Raw genomic sequence first — 17,251 nt, 5'->3', positions numbered from 1 at the left:
TTTAAGGAGGAATTTATGCAGAAGATTTACACCGGAAAAACAAAGGATGTTTTTAAACTGGAGGACGGCAATCTGGTCTTAAAGTTTAAAGACGATGTCACCGGAGAGAATGGCGTATTTGATCCGGGGGCAAATGCCGTTGCCCTGACCATTGAGGGCGTTGGAAAAGAGGATTTGAAGTGCAGTAAGTATTTCTTTGAGCTCTTAAGAAAGAACGGCGTGAAGACACATTATGTGGATGCAAACGTAGTGGAAAACACTATGACTGTACTGCCCTGTGAGGTCTTTGGAAAGGGGCTGGAGGTGATTGCCCGCTTTATTGCAACAGGGTCTTTTATCCGCAGGTACGGGGCGTATATCCAGGACAAAACCGTGCTTCCCGAGACTTTCGTAGAAGTCACCTTAAAGGATGATCAGAGAAATGACCCGCCGATTTCGAAGGATGCTTTGGCTATGCTGGGGATTCTTACGAAAGAAGAGTACAAAGAGCTGAAGGAAAAGACTAAGGAGATTTCCGGAATCATCAAAGAGGATCTGGCGAAGAAAGGTCTGACCCTCTATGACATTAAGCTGGAATTTGGACGCTGTAATGGCGAAGTGATTTTAATCGATGAGCTGTCCGGCGGAAATATGCGTGTTTTTGACGGAGACAGCTATGTAGAACCCTTAAAGATATATTCGTATTTGGAAAAAGGAACTGTATAAAAGAGGAAATGAAGGAACAGTTTTCCCCTGTACAGGTCAATATCGGGAGTCCTTCCCGAGAAGGCCTGTACAAAGGACTGTCCCGGCCCTCTTTTTACGGTTCTTTTCTTGTTATGGCCTTTTGAAAGGAGAAATATGAAAGTCGCTTTGATTATGGGAAGTATTTCCGATGAAGAAATTGTAAAAAAGTCTGCTGCTGTTTTGAAGGATTTTTCCGTGGAATATGACTGCCGTGTGATTTCAGCCCATCGTTCTTTGAATCTTATTTTGGATTATGTGGAGAGTATGGAGCAGGATAAGATTGATATTATCATTGCCTTTGCCGGAAAGGCAGCTCATCTTGCCGGGGTACTGGCCGGACTGTCTATCAAACCGGTAATCGGGGTACCGGTGCAGTCCTCTTGCCTGGATGGCATGGATGCGTTGCTTAGCACGGTACAGATGCCAAAAGGGGTTCCGGTTGCCACCGTTGCCATCAACGGTGCGGAAAATGCAGCCATTCTTGCGGTAGAGATGCTGGCGCTGTCCAACCCGGATTTAAAAGAGAAGCTTAGACAATACAAGGAAAAAATGAAGCAGTCCGTTCAGGAGATGAATGAGCGGATCTCTCTCTAGGAGGTGCTGTGTGAGCGGACTGTGCGGCATTTTTTCTTTTGATAAAAAGAACGATATTACGGACCTCCTGGAGGTGGGACTCTATGCATTGCAGCACAGAGGACAGGAGGGATTCGGTATCACCACCATGGAAGGGCAAAGAGTCTGTGAATTAAAGCGAAAGGGTCTGCTTTCGGAAGTACTGAATCAACAGATTATCGAAGATATCTGCGGATCGGCCGGCATCGGTTTTGTGAAATATCTCTTTTCCCACAATACCAAATATGAGCCGATGATGCCCTTTGTGTATCAGACAGACCATGGAAATTCCATGATTGCTCTGGACGGTACCATCTTAAATCGGAATTTTAATTTCTGCGAGCTTGTGAATAAAATCAACGGCCCCTTGGAAAGCTTTCAGGACTATATGGAAAGCCTAAAGGGGACCTATAACCTCATTTACATTGATGAGGGGAAAATGCTGATTGCCAGAGACCCTTACGGCATAAAACCGATGTGTTTCGGGAAGCTGAAGGATACCTTTATTGCCGTTTCCGAAAGCTGTGCCTTGGATGCGATGAATGGGGAGTTTTTGCAGGATGTAGAACCGGGAACAATCATTCTTGTAGAAAATGGGGATTATTCCGTTCATCATTTTTCTAAAAAGCCCCATCATCTTTGCCTCTTTGAGATGATTTATATTGCCCGACATGACTCTGTAATTGATGGTGTGAGCGTTTATCAGGCGCGCTATAAGACGGGAGAGAGACTTTATGAGGAGTGTCCGACAGATGGGGATATTGTTATCGGCTCTCCGGATTCCGGTTTGATTGCGGCAAAGGGCTATGCCAAGGCATCGGGAATTCCCTTTGTGGATGGAATTTTGAAAAATCGTTACATTCAAAGAACCTTCATCAAACCTACACAGGAAGAAAGAGTCAGCAGTGTCAATATCAAGTTAAATGCGATTAAAGAAAACCTGCAGGATAAACGGGTCATTTTGGTGGATGATTCTATTGTTCGGGGAACCACCATAAAGAGAATTATTAAAATCCTAAAAGAGGCAGGGGCGAAGGAGGTTCATATCCGCATTGCCAGTCCCAAGGTGCTTTCCAATGATTTCTATGCCATTGATATTCCGAAGAGGGAGCAGCTTATCGGTTACAACAATACGGTGGAAGAGATTCGGGATTATATCGGATGTGACAGTCTCTATTATCTGAGTCTGGAGGGGCTGGAAGATTGCTGTGGCAATAAGGGCTATTATGAAAAATATTTTACCGGAGTGGATATTTTCCAGGAGGAGGCGGTATGTCACTAAGCGATAAGGAGGAGGCAGTATGTCACTAAGCTATAAGGAGGCGGGAGTAGACAAGGAGCAGGGCTATAAAGAGGTAGGACTGATTAAGAAGTTCATAAAAGAGACCTATACCCCCGGTGTTTTATCGGATTTAGGGGGCTTTTCAGGATTATTTTCCCTGGAACAGGAAAAGATCTCCCATCCTGTCCTGGTATCCGGTACAGACGGTGTGGGGACGAAAGTTGTACTTGCCCAGAAGCTGGGAAGACACAAGACCATCGGGATTGACTGTGTGGCAATGTGCGTGAACGATATCCTTTGTCAGGGAGCAAAACCCTTATTTTTCTTAGATTATATTGCCTGCGGAAAACTCCATGCAGAGAAGATGGCAGGGATTGTAGAAGGGGTTGCGGAAGGCTGTAAAAGAGCCGGTGCGGCTTTAATCGGAGGAGAGACCGCGGAGATGCCCGGAGTTTACCGGGAGGAGGACTATGACCTTGCCGGATTTGCTGTGGGAATTGTAGACCGGGAGAAGATTATTGACGGCAAGCAGAAAGTGAAGGAAGGGGATAGCATTCTGGCACTGCCCTCTTCCGGAATCCACAGCAACGGCTTTTCTTTGGTTCGAAAAATTATTTTTGACAAGATGCATTTTGACTTGGAAAAGGAGCAGCTTTCCGGCGAGTCTTTGGCCGATATTTTACTCACTCCCACTCGTATCTATGTTCGTGAAGTGCTTTCGGTTCTGAAAGAAGTGGATGTGCATGCTATGGCCCACATTACCGGAGGAGGACTTCCGGAGAATCTGCCCCGAGTTTTACCGGAGGGACTTTCTGTGGTAATCGAAGAAAGCACTTTGCCCCGTCTTCCTATTTTTAGCAAATTACAGGAGTGGGGAGAATTAAGTCGGGAGGAAATGTTCGGCACCTTCAATATGGGGGTAGGCTTTACCCTCTTTGTAAGGAAAGAGGAGGAGAAGAAAGTTTTATCCATGCTTCCGGAGGCACGGCGAATCGGAGAAGTGGTGAGAGGAAAGGGAGAAGTGACCATTCGGTAGGCACCGAAGAAGTGAGCATTTAGTAGACGCAGGAAAAGTGAACATTCGGTAGGCACCGAAGAAGTGACAATTGAATAGACGCCGGAGGACTTCCGGCACTTAACATGTGGGAAAAGGTGGACTATGGATAAACGTATTTTTGTACGAAAGAGAGAGCAGTACCGACAGGAAGAGGAAAAACTGGTAGAGGAATTGTTCCGCAGCCTTTCTATCCCTGTAAAAAGCGCGGCCATTTACCAGATCTATGATGTGTATTCTATTGAAGAAGAAGTATTGAAACGGGCGGAGCAGTCCGTGTTTTCCGAGGTAATGGTGAACGAAGTTTTCGAAGAGCTGCCCCTTCAGGAAGGCTTTTATTTTGCCTATGAAACCTTGCCGGCACAATTTGACCAGCGGGCAGACAGTGCGATGCAGTGTATTCGACTCCTGGATGCGGAAAGTAAGGCATTTGTGCGCTCAGGAACCTTGATCGTTTTTGACCGTGCTCTTAGTCCTTCGGAATTGGAGAAGATTTCCCGGTATCTGGTGAATCCCATTGAGTCCCAAGAGAAGGACATGTCCATTCTTTCTTTCTCACCGGATGCAGAGAGAAAAGAAATGCGGGATATGAGCGGTTTCCGGAGGCTCAGCATAGAGGCGCTTGCTGCTTTAAAGACGGAGATGAATCTTTCCCTTCTGATGGAAGATCTCCTCTTTATTCAGGAATTTTACAGGGGAGAAGAAAGAGACCCAAGCGAAACGGAGCTTTACGTTCTGGATTGCTACTGGAGCGACCATTGTCGGCACACCACCTTTGAAACGGTGCTGGATAAGATTTCCGTGGAGTCTAAGCATTTTCAGAAGGAAATGGAAGAGGCCCTGCAGGAATATCTAAGTCTTCGAAAAGAACTGGGGACAGAGAAGCCCGTTACCCTTATGGATATGGCGACCATTGTGGGAAAGTATCATCGAATCATTCTAAAGGATCAGACCGTGGAAGTCAGTTCCGAGAACAATGCCTGTTCTTTCTTTACGACCGTCCGGCACGATGGAAAGGATGAGCAGTGGCTCATTCAGTTTAAAAATGAAACCCATAATCATCCGACGGAAATCGAGCCCTTTGGCGGGGCCAGTACCTGTATCGGCGGAGCGATTAGAGATCCCTTATCCGGACGGAGCTTTGTTTATCAGGCGATGCGGATCAGCGGTGCGGGAAATGTACTGGAAGGGCGGGATAAAACTCTTCCCAACAAGCTTCCTCAGGCGGAGATTTCGAAGAAAGCCATGCAGGGCTATTCCTCTTACGGAAATCAAATCGGCCTGGCCACGAGCTTTGTACGGGAATTGTACGATGATTCCTATGTGGCTAAGCACATGGAGGTGGGTGCGGTAGTTGGGGCAAGTCCGGTTGAAAATGTGCGAAGAGAGCTTCCTGCGCCGGGAGATATTGTGGTTTTAATCGGCGGTCGAACCGGCCGGGATGGCATTCAGGGCGCATCCGGCTCCAGTGTGGTGCATACCAGTGCCTCTCTTCACACCATGGCTTCTCAGGTACAGAAGGGAAATGCGCCGGAAGAGCGGAAGATTCAAAGACTTTTCCGTCGCCCGGAAGTCTCCCGTCTAATTAAAAAATGTAATGATTTCGGTGCCGGCGGGGTGGCCGTTGCCATCGGAGAAATCAGTCCCGGAATGGAGATTCATCTGGACAAGGTGCTTCTCAAGTATCAGGGCTTAAATGCCACGGAAATTGCCATTAGTGAATCTCAGGAAAGAATGGCGGTGGTGGTTTCGGAAAAGGACTACGCTTCATTCGTCAAAGCTTGCGAAGAGGAAAATATCGAATATGCCCATGTGGCGACGGTAACCGATCGAAATCGACTGGAAATGTTTATGGGAAAGGAAAAGGTGGTGGATTTAAAGGCCTCTTTCCTGGAGACCTCCGGGGTACGGCAGCATAGAGAGGCTGTTTTAACGGATCACCCTGAGGAGAATCCATTCCTCCATCATGGCTTTCATAAAGACGACGCTGTAAAAGAACTTTCAGAGAAAAATGTGGCGTCTCAGAAGGGACTTGCTTCGAACTTTGACAGCAGTATCGGGGCAACAACGGTGCTGATGCCCTTTACGGGAAAGGAAGAATTAACGCCGGTGCAGGCTTCCGTCCATGCGCTTCCCACTCTTGGATTTGATAGTGATGTGGCGACCGTTTTAACTTACGGCTTTATTCCGAAGATTTCCCACTATTCTCCCTTTTTATCTGCGCTTTATTCGGTTCTTCTCTCCGTGGCAAAGGTCTATGCGGTAGGAGGCGACAGAAAGACCCTCTATCTTTCCTGTCAGGAGTACTTCGAGAAGCTGGGAACAGATAGTAAGAAGTGGGGCATGGCGACAGAAGCGTTGCTGGGCGCATTGCACGCCGAGAGAGCTTTGGGGATCTCCGCCATCGGGGGAAAGGACAGTATGTCCGGTACCTTTAATGATCTCCATGTGGTAGAAACCCTGATTTCCTTTGCTTGCAGTACGGTGAAGGTGGATCAGGTGCTTACACCGGAGCTAAAAAATTGCGGAAATACCCTTTATTTCCTGCCGGTCGTTAAGGACGAGAGAGGATTTCCGAATATAGCGGAGACGGTAGCGCAGTATGACCTCCTTCACCGCTATATTTCGGAGAAAAAGGTTTGTTCCGTCTATGTTTTAGAGGAAGGCTCCGCCTTTTCCGCCCTTTACAAGATGGCAGTAGGAAATGATTTAGGTTTTTACGTTACGATGGAAGACCTTTCAGACTTTCAGCCGGGCTCCATGGTTATTGAAGCCAGTGTCACCGACCTGCCTTTCCGTAAGATTGGAACGGTGGAAGAGGATATTCTTGCGAATGGTGAGCCATTGGATAAAGAGACTTTGCGGAGAGCCTATACCGGCACCTTTGAAAAGCTTTATCCGGAGTACGTGAATTTGGAGAAGGGAAATTGTGAGAACCTGTCCAAAGAGACGGAAAGAGCGTTTGTCTCTCCGGAAAAGGTGGATCAGGTGAAAGTCCTGATTCCTGTCTTCCCGGGAACGAATTGCGAGTATGACAGTACCCGTGCCTTCCAAAAGGAGGGAGCAGAGGTGGAAACGGTTATTATCCGAAATAAAAGAGAACATGATTTAAAGGAAAGCATGGAAGAGTTCGTGGAGAAGTTAAAGGACGCCCATATCCTGATGTTTGTGGGGGGCTTTTCCAGTGGAGATGAGCCGGACGGCTCTGCCAAGTTTATTGTGAATTTCCTGAGAAATGAGAAGGTGAAAGAGGCGGTTCATAGCCATTTAAAGAAAAAGCGTCTCATCCTTGGAATCTGTAACGGCTTCCAGGCTCTCTTAAAATCCGGCTTGCTTCCCTATGGAGAGATTCGGGCTTTAACCGAGGAGGATTTAACGCTGTATCACAATGACTGTATGCACCATGTATCCACCACCGCCTTTACCAGGGTGGCTAATACGAACAGTCCGTGGACACGGCATTTCCGCTTAGGGGAAATGCATGACGTGGTCTTTTCCCATGGAGAAGGGAAGCTCGTAGGAAAATCCATTGAGAAGTGGAAGCACCTTGCGGCCTTCCAGTATGCGGACTTTGACGGAAATGCAAGCCTGAACGGAAAGTTTAACCCCAACGGCTCTTTGTACGGTATCGAGGGCATGGTTTCGGAAGACGGCTTGATTCTCGGGAAAATGGGACACAGCGAACGCTATGGCGAGGGACTGTATCGGAATCGTCGAATTCCGAATCCCCAGAATCTGTTTTACAGCGGGGTACAGTATTTTAAGGGAGCAAAATGAAGAAAATAGCAGTATTTATTTCGGGAGGAGGAACGGATTTACAGTCGCTTATTGACAATGTGCATGAACAAAGCGGCGTAATCCGCCTTGTGGTTTCCAGTCGGGGGGATGCCTATGGACTGGAAAGAGCGAAGAGGAAGGGAATAGAGACTATGGTGCTTCCGAAAGGGGAATATGACAGCGCGCTTTTGGAAGAGCTGAAAAAGAGAGAAGTGGAGTGGATTGTGCTCGCCGGCTTTTTAAAGATTCTCTCTCCGGAGCTTATCCGGCATTTTCCCCGGCATATTGTAAATATTCATCCCTCGTTGATTCCGGCCTTCTCCGGTCCCGGGTTTTACGGGATGCGGGTGCATGAGGCGGTGTATCGTGCCGGAGTGAAATGGAGCGGGGCAACAGTGCATTTTGTAAGCGATGTGGTGGACGGCGGTGCAATCCTACTGCAGGATGTGGTTCCCGTTTTAGAAGAAGACGGTCCGGAAGAGATTGCAAGAAGGGTTTTAGAACTGGAGCATCGCATTCTACCGGTTGCGGTGAAAGCCTGTTTGGAAGATCGGGTGTTTTGGCAGGGAGACCGTGCCTTTATTCGGGAGGAAGTATGAAGACAGCATTAATCAGCGTTTTTGACAAGAACGGCATTGTAGACTTTTGTAAAGGATTAAAGGATCTAGGCTATCAGCTGATTTCCACAGGGGGAACCTATCAATTATTGAAAAAAGAAGTGGAAGTAAAGGAAGTTTCCGAGCTGACCGGATTTCCGGAAATTTTGGACGGGAGGGTGAAGACTCTGCATCCCCGCATTCATGCCGGAATCCTGTATCGAAGAGAGAGTGCATTGCATCAAAAAACCGTGGAAGAACTGGGAATCGACTCCATTGAGCTTGTAGTTAATAACCTCTATCCCTTTGAGAAGATACTTAAGAAGGAAGGGGCGAGCGAGGAAGAGCAGGTGGAAAATATCGATATCGGCGGTCCCTCCATGATTCGCGCCGGGGCAAAGAATTTTCGGGACGTCCTCGTGGTAACGGATCCGGGAGATTATGAAGAGGTTCTCCATCGTCTTCAGGAGGGAAGAAATGACCTTCCTTATAGGGAAAGCATGGCGGCGAAGGCCTTCCGCTATACCGCCTATTATGATGCGTTAATTGCAGAGTATTTTAACAACAGACTTTCCCTATCCGCTCCTGAGTATCTGACCCTGAGCTATCGCCTCGGGACAAGTCTTCGCTATGGGGAGAATCCCCACCAGAATGCCGCTTTCTATGAGAAGGTATACGAGGAGAATCCGGCAGAGTGGAAGCAGCTTCACGGAAAGGAGCTGTCCTACAATAATTATACGGATATGTTCAATGCGGTTCGATTCGTAAAGGAATTTTCCGAGCCGGCGGTGGTGGGAACAAAGCATAACAATCCTGCCGGAATCGGCATCGGGGAAAATATTGATGAAGCCTTTGATAAGGCCTATGCCTGTGATGAAACTTCTCTCTTTGGAGGGATTTTTGCCTTAAATCGACCGGTGACTAAGCATATCGCAGAGGTTTTACACTCCTTCTTTATGGAAATAGTGATTGCACCGGCTTATGAAGAAGAGGCTCTTGCCATTTTGGAAGAAAAGAAAAATCTTCGCGTTATCGTGATGCCGAATTTATCCAGCTTCTCCCTTCCGAAGAAGACGGTGAAAGAAGTTCTGGGAGGCATTCTGGTACAGGACTATGATGATGCGGATATTACGGAAGAAATGGAAGTGGTCAGCCAACGGAAGCCTACAGAAGAGGAAATGCGAGACCTGCGCTTTGGCTTTAAGGCGGTCAAAATGGTGTCTTCCAATGGAGCGGTTTTAGTAAAAGACGGCGCAACGCTGGGTATAGGACAGGGGCAGGTACGGCGTACCTGGGCAGTAGAGGATGCCCTTTCCCATGGGGAAGGCAAACACTCCGGGGCTGTGCTGGCTTCCGACGGCTTCTTCTTTGCCGATACGGTGGAGCTTTTGCAGAAACACGGCATTCGTGCGGCAATCCAGCCGGGAGGCTCTGTGAAGGATCCGGAGGTGATTGCCCTCTGCGATCAGTATGGTATCGCTTTGGTAATGACCCATATTCGACATTTTAGACATTAAGAGAAAAGAAGAGTTGGGGGAATGTGGATTCCATGGAATTCTGATTTCAAGGAACTAAGTTTTTGAGGTACTAAGATTTCGTGGAATGAAGAGTTTGAGAAATGAAGGTTCCTTGTAACCCGGATTTCAAAAAACGAAAATCTCATAGTATGTTAATGGAAGGGAGCTGCACTATGCGTGTATTGGTTGTGGGAAATGGCGGTCGGGAGGATGCACTCTGCAAAAAATTACAGGAAAGTCCGCTTTGTGAAAAGCTGTATTGCTGTCCGGGAAATGGGGGAACAGCCCGCTATGCAGAAAATCTTTCCCTTGGGAATAATGAGGAAATCGTAAAATTTGCAAAGGAGCACGTGGACTTTGTTGTTGTGGGCCCGGAAAAGCCCTTATGCGAAGGCATAGTGGATGCACTGGAAGAAGCAGGTATAAAAGCCTTTGGCCCGAAAAAGAAGGCGGCCCAATTAGAGGGAAGCAAAGATTTTACAAAGCGCTTCTTGGAAAAATATGCGCTGCCCACCGCCCGATACAAGACGGTTTATTCTTTTGAAGAGGCAGTGGAGGCCTTGCAGGGCTTTTCCTATCCCCTTGTGATTAAGGCGGATGGGCTATGCGCCGGAAAGGGAGTCGGGATTTTTCAGGAGCTAGCGCAAGCAAAGCAGTATTTAGAGGAGCTCTTTGTGAAAAAGATTTTCGGAGAAGAGGCTAAGAAGGTAGTCATCGAAGAGTTTCTGGATGGAAAAGAGGCTTCCCTTCTCTGCGTGGTTTCCGGAAATCAGCTTTTTCCTTTGGAATCGGCGAGAGACTATAAACGGATTTATGACGGAGACCTGGGAGACAATACCGGCGGGGTGGGCTGTTATTCTCCCAACGAGCTTTTCACTGCGGAAATAAAGGAAAAGATTGGAAAGGTTCTTAAGAAGATATCCTATGGACTGGAGCAGGAAGGTCTGGAGTACAGCGGCATTCTTTTTATCGGATTTATGATTATACGAGGAGAGCCGAAGATTCTGGAATTTAATGTACGCTTTGGAGATCCGGAGACAGAGGTGATTTTGCCTCGTCTTGAGAGCGATTTGCTGTGTATTATGGATAAGGCGATTTCTCATAGTCTTCGGGAGGAAGATTATCAGTGGTCGGAAAAAACCTGTATGACGGTGGTCATGACCTCGAAGGGCTATCCCCATGCCTATGAAAAGCATAAGCGGATTACAGGAGAAATTACCGATCCGTCTGTCTTTGTCTACCATAACAATACAGTTCTGGAAGATGGCGTAGCTTATTCCGACGGAGGAAGGGTTCTCTCCGTTACGACCATGGCAGACAGCCTTTCTGCCTGTAGGGAGAAGATTTATGCCCATATCGGAGAAATCCATTTTGAGGGAGCCTGCTATCGGAAGGATATCGGAATTCCGGTGGAATAGAAAAGAGGAGTTAAAAATAGTTTTCTCTTATGCATAAGTAAAAACTATTGGATAGAAAAAAGTTTTTTACTACATCAGTTTGATTTAAAGAAAAGAGGGAAATATGGCGAAAATTATAGGAGAAGGAATTACCTTTGACGATGTTTTACTGGTTCCGCATTATTCAGACCTTGTGCCGAATGAGGTGGATTTAAGCACGTATTTGACGAAGACGATTCGTTTAAACATTCCTTTTATTTCTGCGGGAATGGATACCGTTACAGAGCATCAGATGGCCATCGGCATGGCAAGATGCGGAGGAATCGGCATTATCCATAAAAATATGTCGATTTCTGCCCAGGCGGAAGAGGTAGATATGGTGAAGCGTTCGGAAAATGGCGTTATCACCGATCCCTTTTCCCTTACCAAGGATCACAGCCTGAAGGATGCCAATGATTTAATGGCGAAGTTTAAGATTTCCGGTGTGCCGATTACGGAAGGAAAGAAGCTTATCGGCATCATTACCAACCGTGATCTTGTTTTTGAAGAGGACTTTGATCGTCCGATTTCCGCCTGCATGACCTCTGAAAATCTGGTTACCGCAAAGGAAGGGACAACTTTGGAGGAGGCCAAGTCCATTTTGGCTCGGGCAAAGGTGGAAAAGCTCCCCATTGTGGATGATGAGGGGAATTTAAAGGGCTTAATTACCATCAAAGATATTGAGAAACAAATCAAATATCCCAATGCGGCAAAGGATAAGCAGGGCAGACTGCTATGCGGTGCGGCTCTGGGCATTACCACGGATGTATTGGACCGAGCGGCAGAACTTTTAAAGGCCCATGTGGATGTTATTGTTTTGGATTCCGCCCATGGACATTCTCAAAATGTTATTTCCTGTATTCGTTTGCTGAAGGACAAGTATCCCGACCTTCCCCTTATTGCCGGAAATGTTGCTACCAAAGAGGCTACGAAAGCGCTGATTGAGGCGGGAGCGGACTGTGTGAAGATTGGTATCGGCCCCGGCTCCATCTGTACCACAAGAGTAGTTGCCGGAATCGGTGTACCCCAGATTTCCGCCATTATGGATGCCTATTCCGTAGCCAGGGAATACGGCATTCCGATTATTGCAGACGGCGGAATTCAGTATTCCGGAGACGTGGCGAAGGCGCTGGCTGCCGGCGGCTCCACCGTAATGATGGGCTCCGTATTTGCGGGCTGTGATGAAGCTCCCGGTGAGTTTGAGCTTTATCAGGGAAGAAAATATAAGGTTTATCGCGGCATGGGCTCTATTGGTGCCATGAAGGAGAAGAACGGTTCCTCAGACCGTTACTTCCAGGCAGGGGCCAAGAAGCTGGTGCCTGAGGGGGTGGAAGGAAGAGTGGCTTACAAAGGTAAGGTGGAAGATACCATCTTCCAGTTTATCGGCGGCCTTCGTGCCGGCATGGGCTACTGCGGAGCAAAGGACATTCCCACCTTGCAGGAAACCTCCGAGTTTGTGAAGATTTCTCCTGCATCCTTAAAGGAATCTCATCCCCACGATATTCATATCACAAAAGAAGCGCCGAACTATTCTTCGGATTCTATATAGGTGAAATTTTTTGAAAAAGAGTTCTGTATAAAGTGAGATTCTTTGGAAAGTGAACTCTATTTCAGCAGAATTCATTTGAGCCGAATTCTATTGGAGAGAGATTTTCTTTAAGAGAGTCTATTTAAATAGGGGCTGTAAAAAAACAAAATAAGAAATAGAAAACTATTTTGATTTTTTACAGCTCCTATTTTTGTACTTTTTTCCTATCACGAAAATAAAAACTATGAAGAACGTCGATTTTATGCTAAAATCTCACGGATTGTAACTATTCACCCGTGTGTTCGAGACCTTCCACACGCTAAAAAAAACTAAAGGAGAATTTATGCATTTTCAAGATCAAAAAACCAAGATGATAACCCAGGCGGCGCTGATTGCCGCTGTGTATGTGGCTTTAGTGCTGATTTTTAAGCCCATCAGCTTCGGGGCGATTCAGTTCCGTATTGCGGAAGCCCTTTGTATTTTGCCATTTTTCAGCTTTGCGGCTGTTCCGGGTTTGGCAGTGGGCTGTCTTTTAGGAAACTTCTTTTCCGGAGCGGCCATGCCGGATGTTATCTTCGGAACCTTGGCTACCCTGATTGCTGCAATCTTAAGCTATCAGCTTCGGAACAAGAATAAGTTCCTGGTATGCGTTCCGCCCATCCTGGCCAATGCCATCATTGTGCCCTTCGTTTTACAGTATGCTTACGGGGTACCGGACAGCTATCCCTTCCTCTTTGCTACCGTGGGACTGGGAGAGGTCATTGCGGTAGGTGTTTTGGGAAATGCATTGCTTTTGGCTTTGGAAGGTCGGAAGGAAGTACTTTTCGGTGCAGGAGTTTAACAGAAAAGCCGGTATTTTGCCGGAGGAAAAGCTTCTCCTTGGCAGGATAGAGAAGTAACGGTATAGGACGGAAGTAGAGAGCTCAACAACTAAGCAGTAGTAAGGAAATGCTTTAGGAGGAAATATGTACGATATTCATTTTGACAAACCACTTTGGGTGCACTTTATCGGAATAGGGGGTATCTCCATGAGCGGCCTAGCGGAAATTCTGCTGGATCGTCATTTTACCGTAACCGGATCGGATGCCAAAACTTCTCCTCTGACAGAGCACCTGGAAAGCTTGGGAATAAAGGTCTTTGTTCCCCAAAGCCGTCAAAATATTCAGGATGGGGTGGAGCTTTGTGTGTATACCGCCGCCATCTCCGAGGACAATGAGGAGTTTCAGGAGGTAAAGCGCAGAGGCATCCCCATGATGAGTCGTGCAGATCTTCTGGGACGCATCATGCAAAATTATGCTACAGCCATCAATGTGGCAGGTACCCATGGAAAAACCACCACTACTTCCATGATTGGAGAAATTCTGATGGAGGCGGCAAAGGATCCTACTATTACGGTGGGGGGGATGATGAAGGATATCGGGGGAAATCTTCGGGTGGGACAATCCGACATTTTCCTGGCAGAGGCCTGCGAGTATACCAACTCCTTCCACTCCTTCTTCCCCAGCATTGCGGTGATTTTAAATGTGGAAGCGGACCATCTGGACTTTTTCAAGGATATTAATGAGATTCGGGATTCCTTCAAGACCTTTATCGAAAGATTGCCGGAGGATGGACTGGTGGTCATCAACAAGGATATTCCTCATTATGAGTATTTTTTAGAGGATTTGGGCGGACGGAAGATAATTACCTTCGGTCATGGGGACGCGGATTATACGGCGAATTTTATTTCTTATGACCATTATGCAAGACCCAGCTTTACCCTCTTTGAGCACGGAGAGGATAGAGGCAAGGTGACACTTTCCGTTACCGGAGAGCACAATATCTACAATTCCCTGTCTGCCATTGCGGTGGCAAGATATTTGGGGATTTCCTTTGAGGATATCAAGGAGGCTCTGCATCGTTTTTCCGGAACGGATCGTCGTTTCCAGCGAAAGGGAAAGATTAACGGCTTTACCATTATTGATGACTATGCCCACCATCCCCAGGAGATTGCGGCAACCATTGCGGCGGCACAGAAGTATCCTCATAGAAAGCTGTGGATTGTTTTTCAGCCCCATACCTATTCCAGAACGAAGGCCTTAATGGAGGACTTTGCGGGAGCTTTGGCCCAGGCGGATGAGATTATTCTGGCAGACATTTACGCCGCCAGGGAGAAAAATACCGTAGGCATCAGTTCGGATGATTTGCGGAAGCTAATGCTTTCTCAAAACACCAATGTGTACTATATTCCGGATTTTCCTTCCATTGAGAAGTTTATTTTGGAGCATGTGAAGGAGGGAGACCTTTTGATTACCATGGGTGCGGGAAATATTGTAGACGTGGGAGAGGATTTACTTTCTTTGGAAGGTGCGGAGAGAGAAGAATAGAATTTTTTGAAGAAGGTTTTTCATCGTGGAAGAAAAGGAATTTTTTCTTTTCCCAAATGGTGGAAACCTTCTTTTTTATCTTTTTCAAGCCGGGGGAGTTTGGGGAAAGAAAATTATTTTCTTCTTTCCTGATTTTCCGGAAATCCACCTAAGAATTGTGGATAACCGGAGGGAAAATCCTTCAAAAAAGGATAGATAAACCCAGTAAAATCAAGCTTTTAAAGAAAATAAAAAAAGAAACCCACATTATCCACATTGCTGTGGATAAGTCCTGTGGATAAACTTGTGGAGTAGTCTTCTTGAACTGAAAAAGCTCCTATGTTATGATTTGCTCACCGACGACTTAGGGGAGAAAGGGAAGAGATGGAGATACAGTTTCAAGAGGGAATCCAGGCGGAGATTACTTGTGTTCCGAATGCATTTATAGACGAATATGTAGCCGAAGCCAATGGAGATTATGTGAAGGTGTATCTGTATTTGCTTCGCCATCAAAAAGAAAAGCTAAAGGGCAAGGAAATCGGTGAGGCCCTTTGCTTAACTGACCAGGACGTGAAAAGAGCCATCCTTTTTTGGGAGAAAAAGGGGGTATTAAAAGAGGGAACGGCCAGAGCTTTGGAGCGGGAATTGCAGTCGGAAGAGGCGGCTCTTCTTTCCGAGGAAAAGCTGTCTCAGAAAGAGAGGCTGAGCCGTATGGAAAGGACTTCTTTTTTTGATGAGCAAAAACAGGAAATGGACGGAAAAAAGCGGGAAATCGATGAGGAAGAATTTGGCGGCATTTTGTTTGTAGCCAAGCATTTGATGCCTGTGGTAACGCCTTCCCATGTGCAGCTTTTTGAATATATGTATCAATCTCTGGAAATGGATGCGGAGCTGATTGAATTTTTCTTAGACTACTGTTGCAGCCTTCAAAAGACCAACTGTCGCTATATGCAGAAGGTGGCGGTGGACTGGCATGAGTTGGGCATTCGAGATGTTCGGGCAGCCAGAGAGCATGTGAAGAATTTTGATATGGCTAAGGGCATGAAGGCAGGAAACGGAGACGGAAAGACCGGCGGAAATACATTTTCTTCGAAAGGAAAGGGCGGAAGCTCCTCCGGAGAAAAGAAGGGCAATCGTTTCCTGAATTTCAGTCAGGAAGAGGTAGACTATGATTCTTTGGCTAAGCAGAAGGACTTAGAACGACTTGGACAGTTTCATACCGCTAAGTAGAGAAGAGGCAAAGCATGGCACTGAATAACGGACAGGTTCAGGAGATACAGAGGATACTTTCAGAAAGACAGCTGGAAGCCCATAGAAGATATTTAGAGAAAAGGGAAGAGATATTCCGTAAGCTTCCGGAACTGGAAGAGCTGGAGGAGAAGGTTAGAGCCTTCTCTTTATCCGTTGCCGGAGAAATGCAGCAGGGAAATCGTGAGGGACTTCTTCGACTAAAGGAAGAAATCGGAAAGCTGCATAAAGAAAAGAAAGCTCTTTTGGAAGGGGCGGGTTATAAGATACAGGATTTAGAGGAAGAAGAGCATTTTTGTCCCCTTTGTCAGGATACCGGATATGTGGACGGGAAGAAATGCCAATGCTTTTTAAAGCTACAGGGAGAGCTTCTGTACCGACAGTCCCGTATGGGAGCGGTGCTGGAACGGGAAAACTTCTCCAAGTTCCAGTTGGAGCGCTTCGACAATATAGAGAAGCTGGGCCAGTGCGGAAACAAAACCCTGCGGGAATATATTAAGGAGATTCGGGACTATCTGACAAACTACTGCGAAGAATACCCGAAAAATAACCGCAGCATTTTATTTACCGGAAGTACCGGAACCGGAAAAACCTATTTTCTTCACTCCATAGCCAAGGCCCTGTTGGATAGAGGCGTAAGTGTATTGTACTTTACCGCCACAGGACTCTTTGAGTATTTTTCCAAAAGGATGCGAGAAGAAGATACGGAAGACTACATCGAAGAGGTGGATGTGATTCTGATAGATGACTTGGGAACGGAGTTTTCCAACAGCTTCACCACCTCCCGCTTTTTCGCCCTGCTGAATCAACGGATATTGGACCGAAAAACCATGCTGATATCTACAAATTTGAATTTTAAAGAATTGCGAGAGACTTACTCCGACAGAGTGGTGTCCCGCTTCATGTCCGACTACGAGATCATCCCCTTATATGGGAAAGACCAGAGACTGTAAGGAAAGCAGAAGGGGCTGTAAAAAATTAAAAAAATTTTCTAAGCAATATAGGTTTAAACTTGGGGCACGCTCTTGCTAGCTTAATCCTGTGTATTGAAAGACTGTATTTATCATAAAGATGCGCTCAAATGTAGTATGGGTCTACAATCGGGGCACGCTCCCGCTAAGCTCGCCCAA

The 17,251-nt window shown here is 46.6% G+C and carries 13 protein-coding genes; all 13 read left to right on the top strand.

Annotated features, from left to right (window positions below):
* Positions 1-15 precede the first annotated feature (15 nt).
* The 13 genes from RDQ32_RS02465 to RDQ32_RS02405 all read left to right on the top strand — a co-directional run bounded on the left by RDQ32_RS02465 (position 16) and on the right by RDQ32_RS02405 (position 17,074).
* Positions 16-705: a phosphoribosylaminoimidazolesuccinocarboxamide synthase gene (locus RDQ32_RS02465; protein ID WP_308579000.1), complete on the top strand. Its 690-nt coding sequence runs from the start codon at positions 16-18 to the stop codon at positions 703-705.
* A gap of 135 nt (positions 706-840) precedes the next feature.
* A complete protein-coding gene (gene purE / locus RDQ32_RS02460; protein WP_308578999.1) occupies positions 841-1,320 on the top strand; it encodes a 5-(carboxyamino)imidazole ribonucleotide mutase in 480 nt (159 codons plus the stop codon).
* A 10-nt stretch (positions 1,321-1,330) separates the two neighbouring features.
* Positions 1,331-2,620, top strand: a complete 1,290-nt coding sequence (locus RDQ32_RS02455) for an amidophosphoribosyltransferase (protein ID WP_308578998.1) — start codon at positions 1,331-1,333, stop codon at positions 2,618-2,620.
* A gap of 19 nt (positions 2,621-2,639) precedes the next feature.
* Positions 2,640-3,656, top strand: a complete 1,017-nt coding sequence (gene purM / locus RDQ32_RS02450) for a phosphoribosylformylglycinamidine cyclo-ligase (RefSeq protein WP_308578997.1) — start codon at positions 2,640-2,642, stop codon at positions 3,654-3,656.
* 123 nt (positions 3,657-3,779) lie between these two features.
* Complete coding sequence (locus tag RDQ32_RS02445) at positions 3,780-7,451, top strand: phosphoribosylformylglycinamidine synthase (RefSeq protein WP_308578996.1); 3,672 nt, start codon at positions 3,780-3,782, stop codon at positions 7,449-7,451.
* Positions 7,448-8,050: a phosphoribosylglycinamide formyltransferase gene (purN, locus tag RDQ32_RS02440; RefSeq protein WP_308578995.1), complete on the top strand. Its 603-nt coding sequence runs from the start codon at positions 7,448-7,450 to the stop codon at positions 8,048-8,050. The genes RDQ32_RS02445 and purN overlap by 4 nt, the downstream gene beginning before the upstream one ends.
* Complete coding sequence (purH, locus tag RDQ32_RS02435; protein ID WP_308578994.1) at positions 8,047-9,564, top strand: bifunctional phosphoribosylaminoimidazolecarboxamide formyltransferase/IMP cyclohydrolase; 1,518 nt, start codon at positions 8,047-8,049, stop codon at positions 9,562-9,564. Before purN ends, purH begins: the two co-directional genes overlap by 4 nt.
* Positions 9,565-9,737: 173 nt before the next feature.
* Entirely contained in the window at positions 9,738-10,982 is a 1,245-nt protein-coding gene (purD, locus tag RDQ32_RS02430) for a phosphoribosylamine--glycine ligase (protein ID WP_308578993.1), read from the top strand.
* A gap of 103 nt (positions 10,983-11,085) precedes the next feature.
* The gene (gene guaB, locus RDQ32_RS02425; protein ID WP_308578992.1) at positions 11,086-12,549 is read left to right on the top strand and encodes an IMP dehydrogenase; all 1,464 of its coding nucleotides are present in this window, start codon (positions 11,086-11,088) and stop codon (positions 12,547-12,549) included.
* A gap of 322 nt (positions 12,550-12,871) precedes the next feature.
* A complete protein-coding gene (locus RDQ32_RS02420; protein WP_308578991.1) occupies positions 12,872-13,369 on the top strand; it encodes a QueT transporter family protein in 498 nt (165 codons plus the stop codon).
* Positions 13,370-13,493: 124 nt separating this feature from the next.
* Positions 13,494-14,894: a UDP-N-acetylmuramate--L-alanine ligase gene (murC, locus tag RDQ32_RS02415; RefSeq protein WP_308578990.1), complete on the top strand. Its 1,401-nt coding sequence runs from the start codon at positions 13,494-13,496 to the stop codon at positions 14,892-14,894.
* 363 nt (positions 14,895-15,257) lie between these two features.
* Complete coding sequence (locus RDQ32_RS02410) at positions 15,258-16,103, top strand: DnaD domain protein (RefSeq protein WP_308578989.1); 846 nt, start codon at positions 15,258-15,260, stop codon at positions 16,101-16,103.
* A gap of 14 nt (positions 16,104-16,117) precedes the next feature.
* The gene (locus RDQ32_RS02405) at positions 16,118-17,074 is read left to right on the top strand and encodes an ATP-binding protein (protein WP_308578988.1); all 957 of its coding nucleotides are present in this window, start codon (positions 16,118-16,120) and stop codon (positions 17,072-17,074) included.
* Positions 17,075-17,251: the final 177 nt, after the last annotated feature.

The organism is uncultured Oribacterium sp. (assembly GCF_902481605.1).
In the GTDB taxonomy this organism is placed as follows: domain Bacteria; phylum Bacillota; class Clostridia; order Lachnospirales; family Lachnospiraceae; genus Oribacterium; species Oribacterium sinus.
The sequence above is the reverse complement of the archived record's forward strand: the minus strand, read 5'-3'. Positions and strand labels throughout refer to the sequence as shown.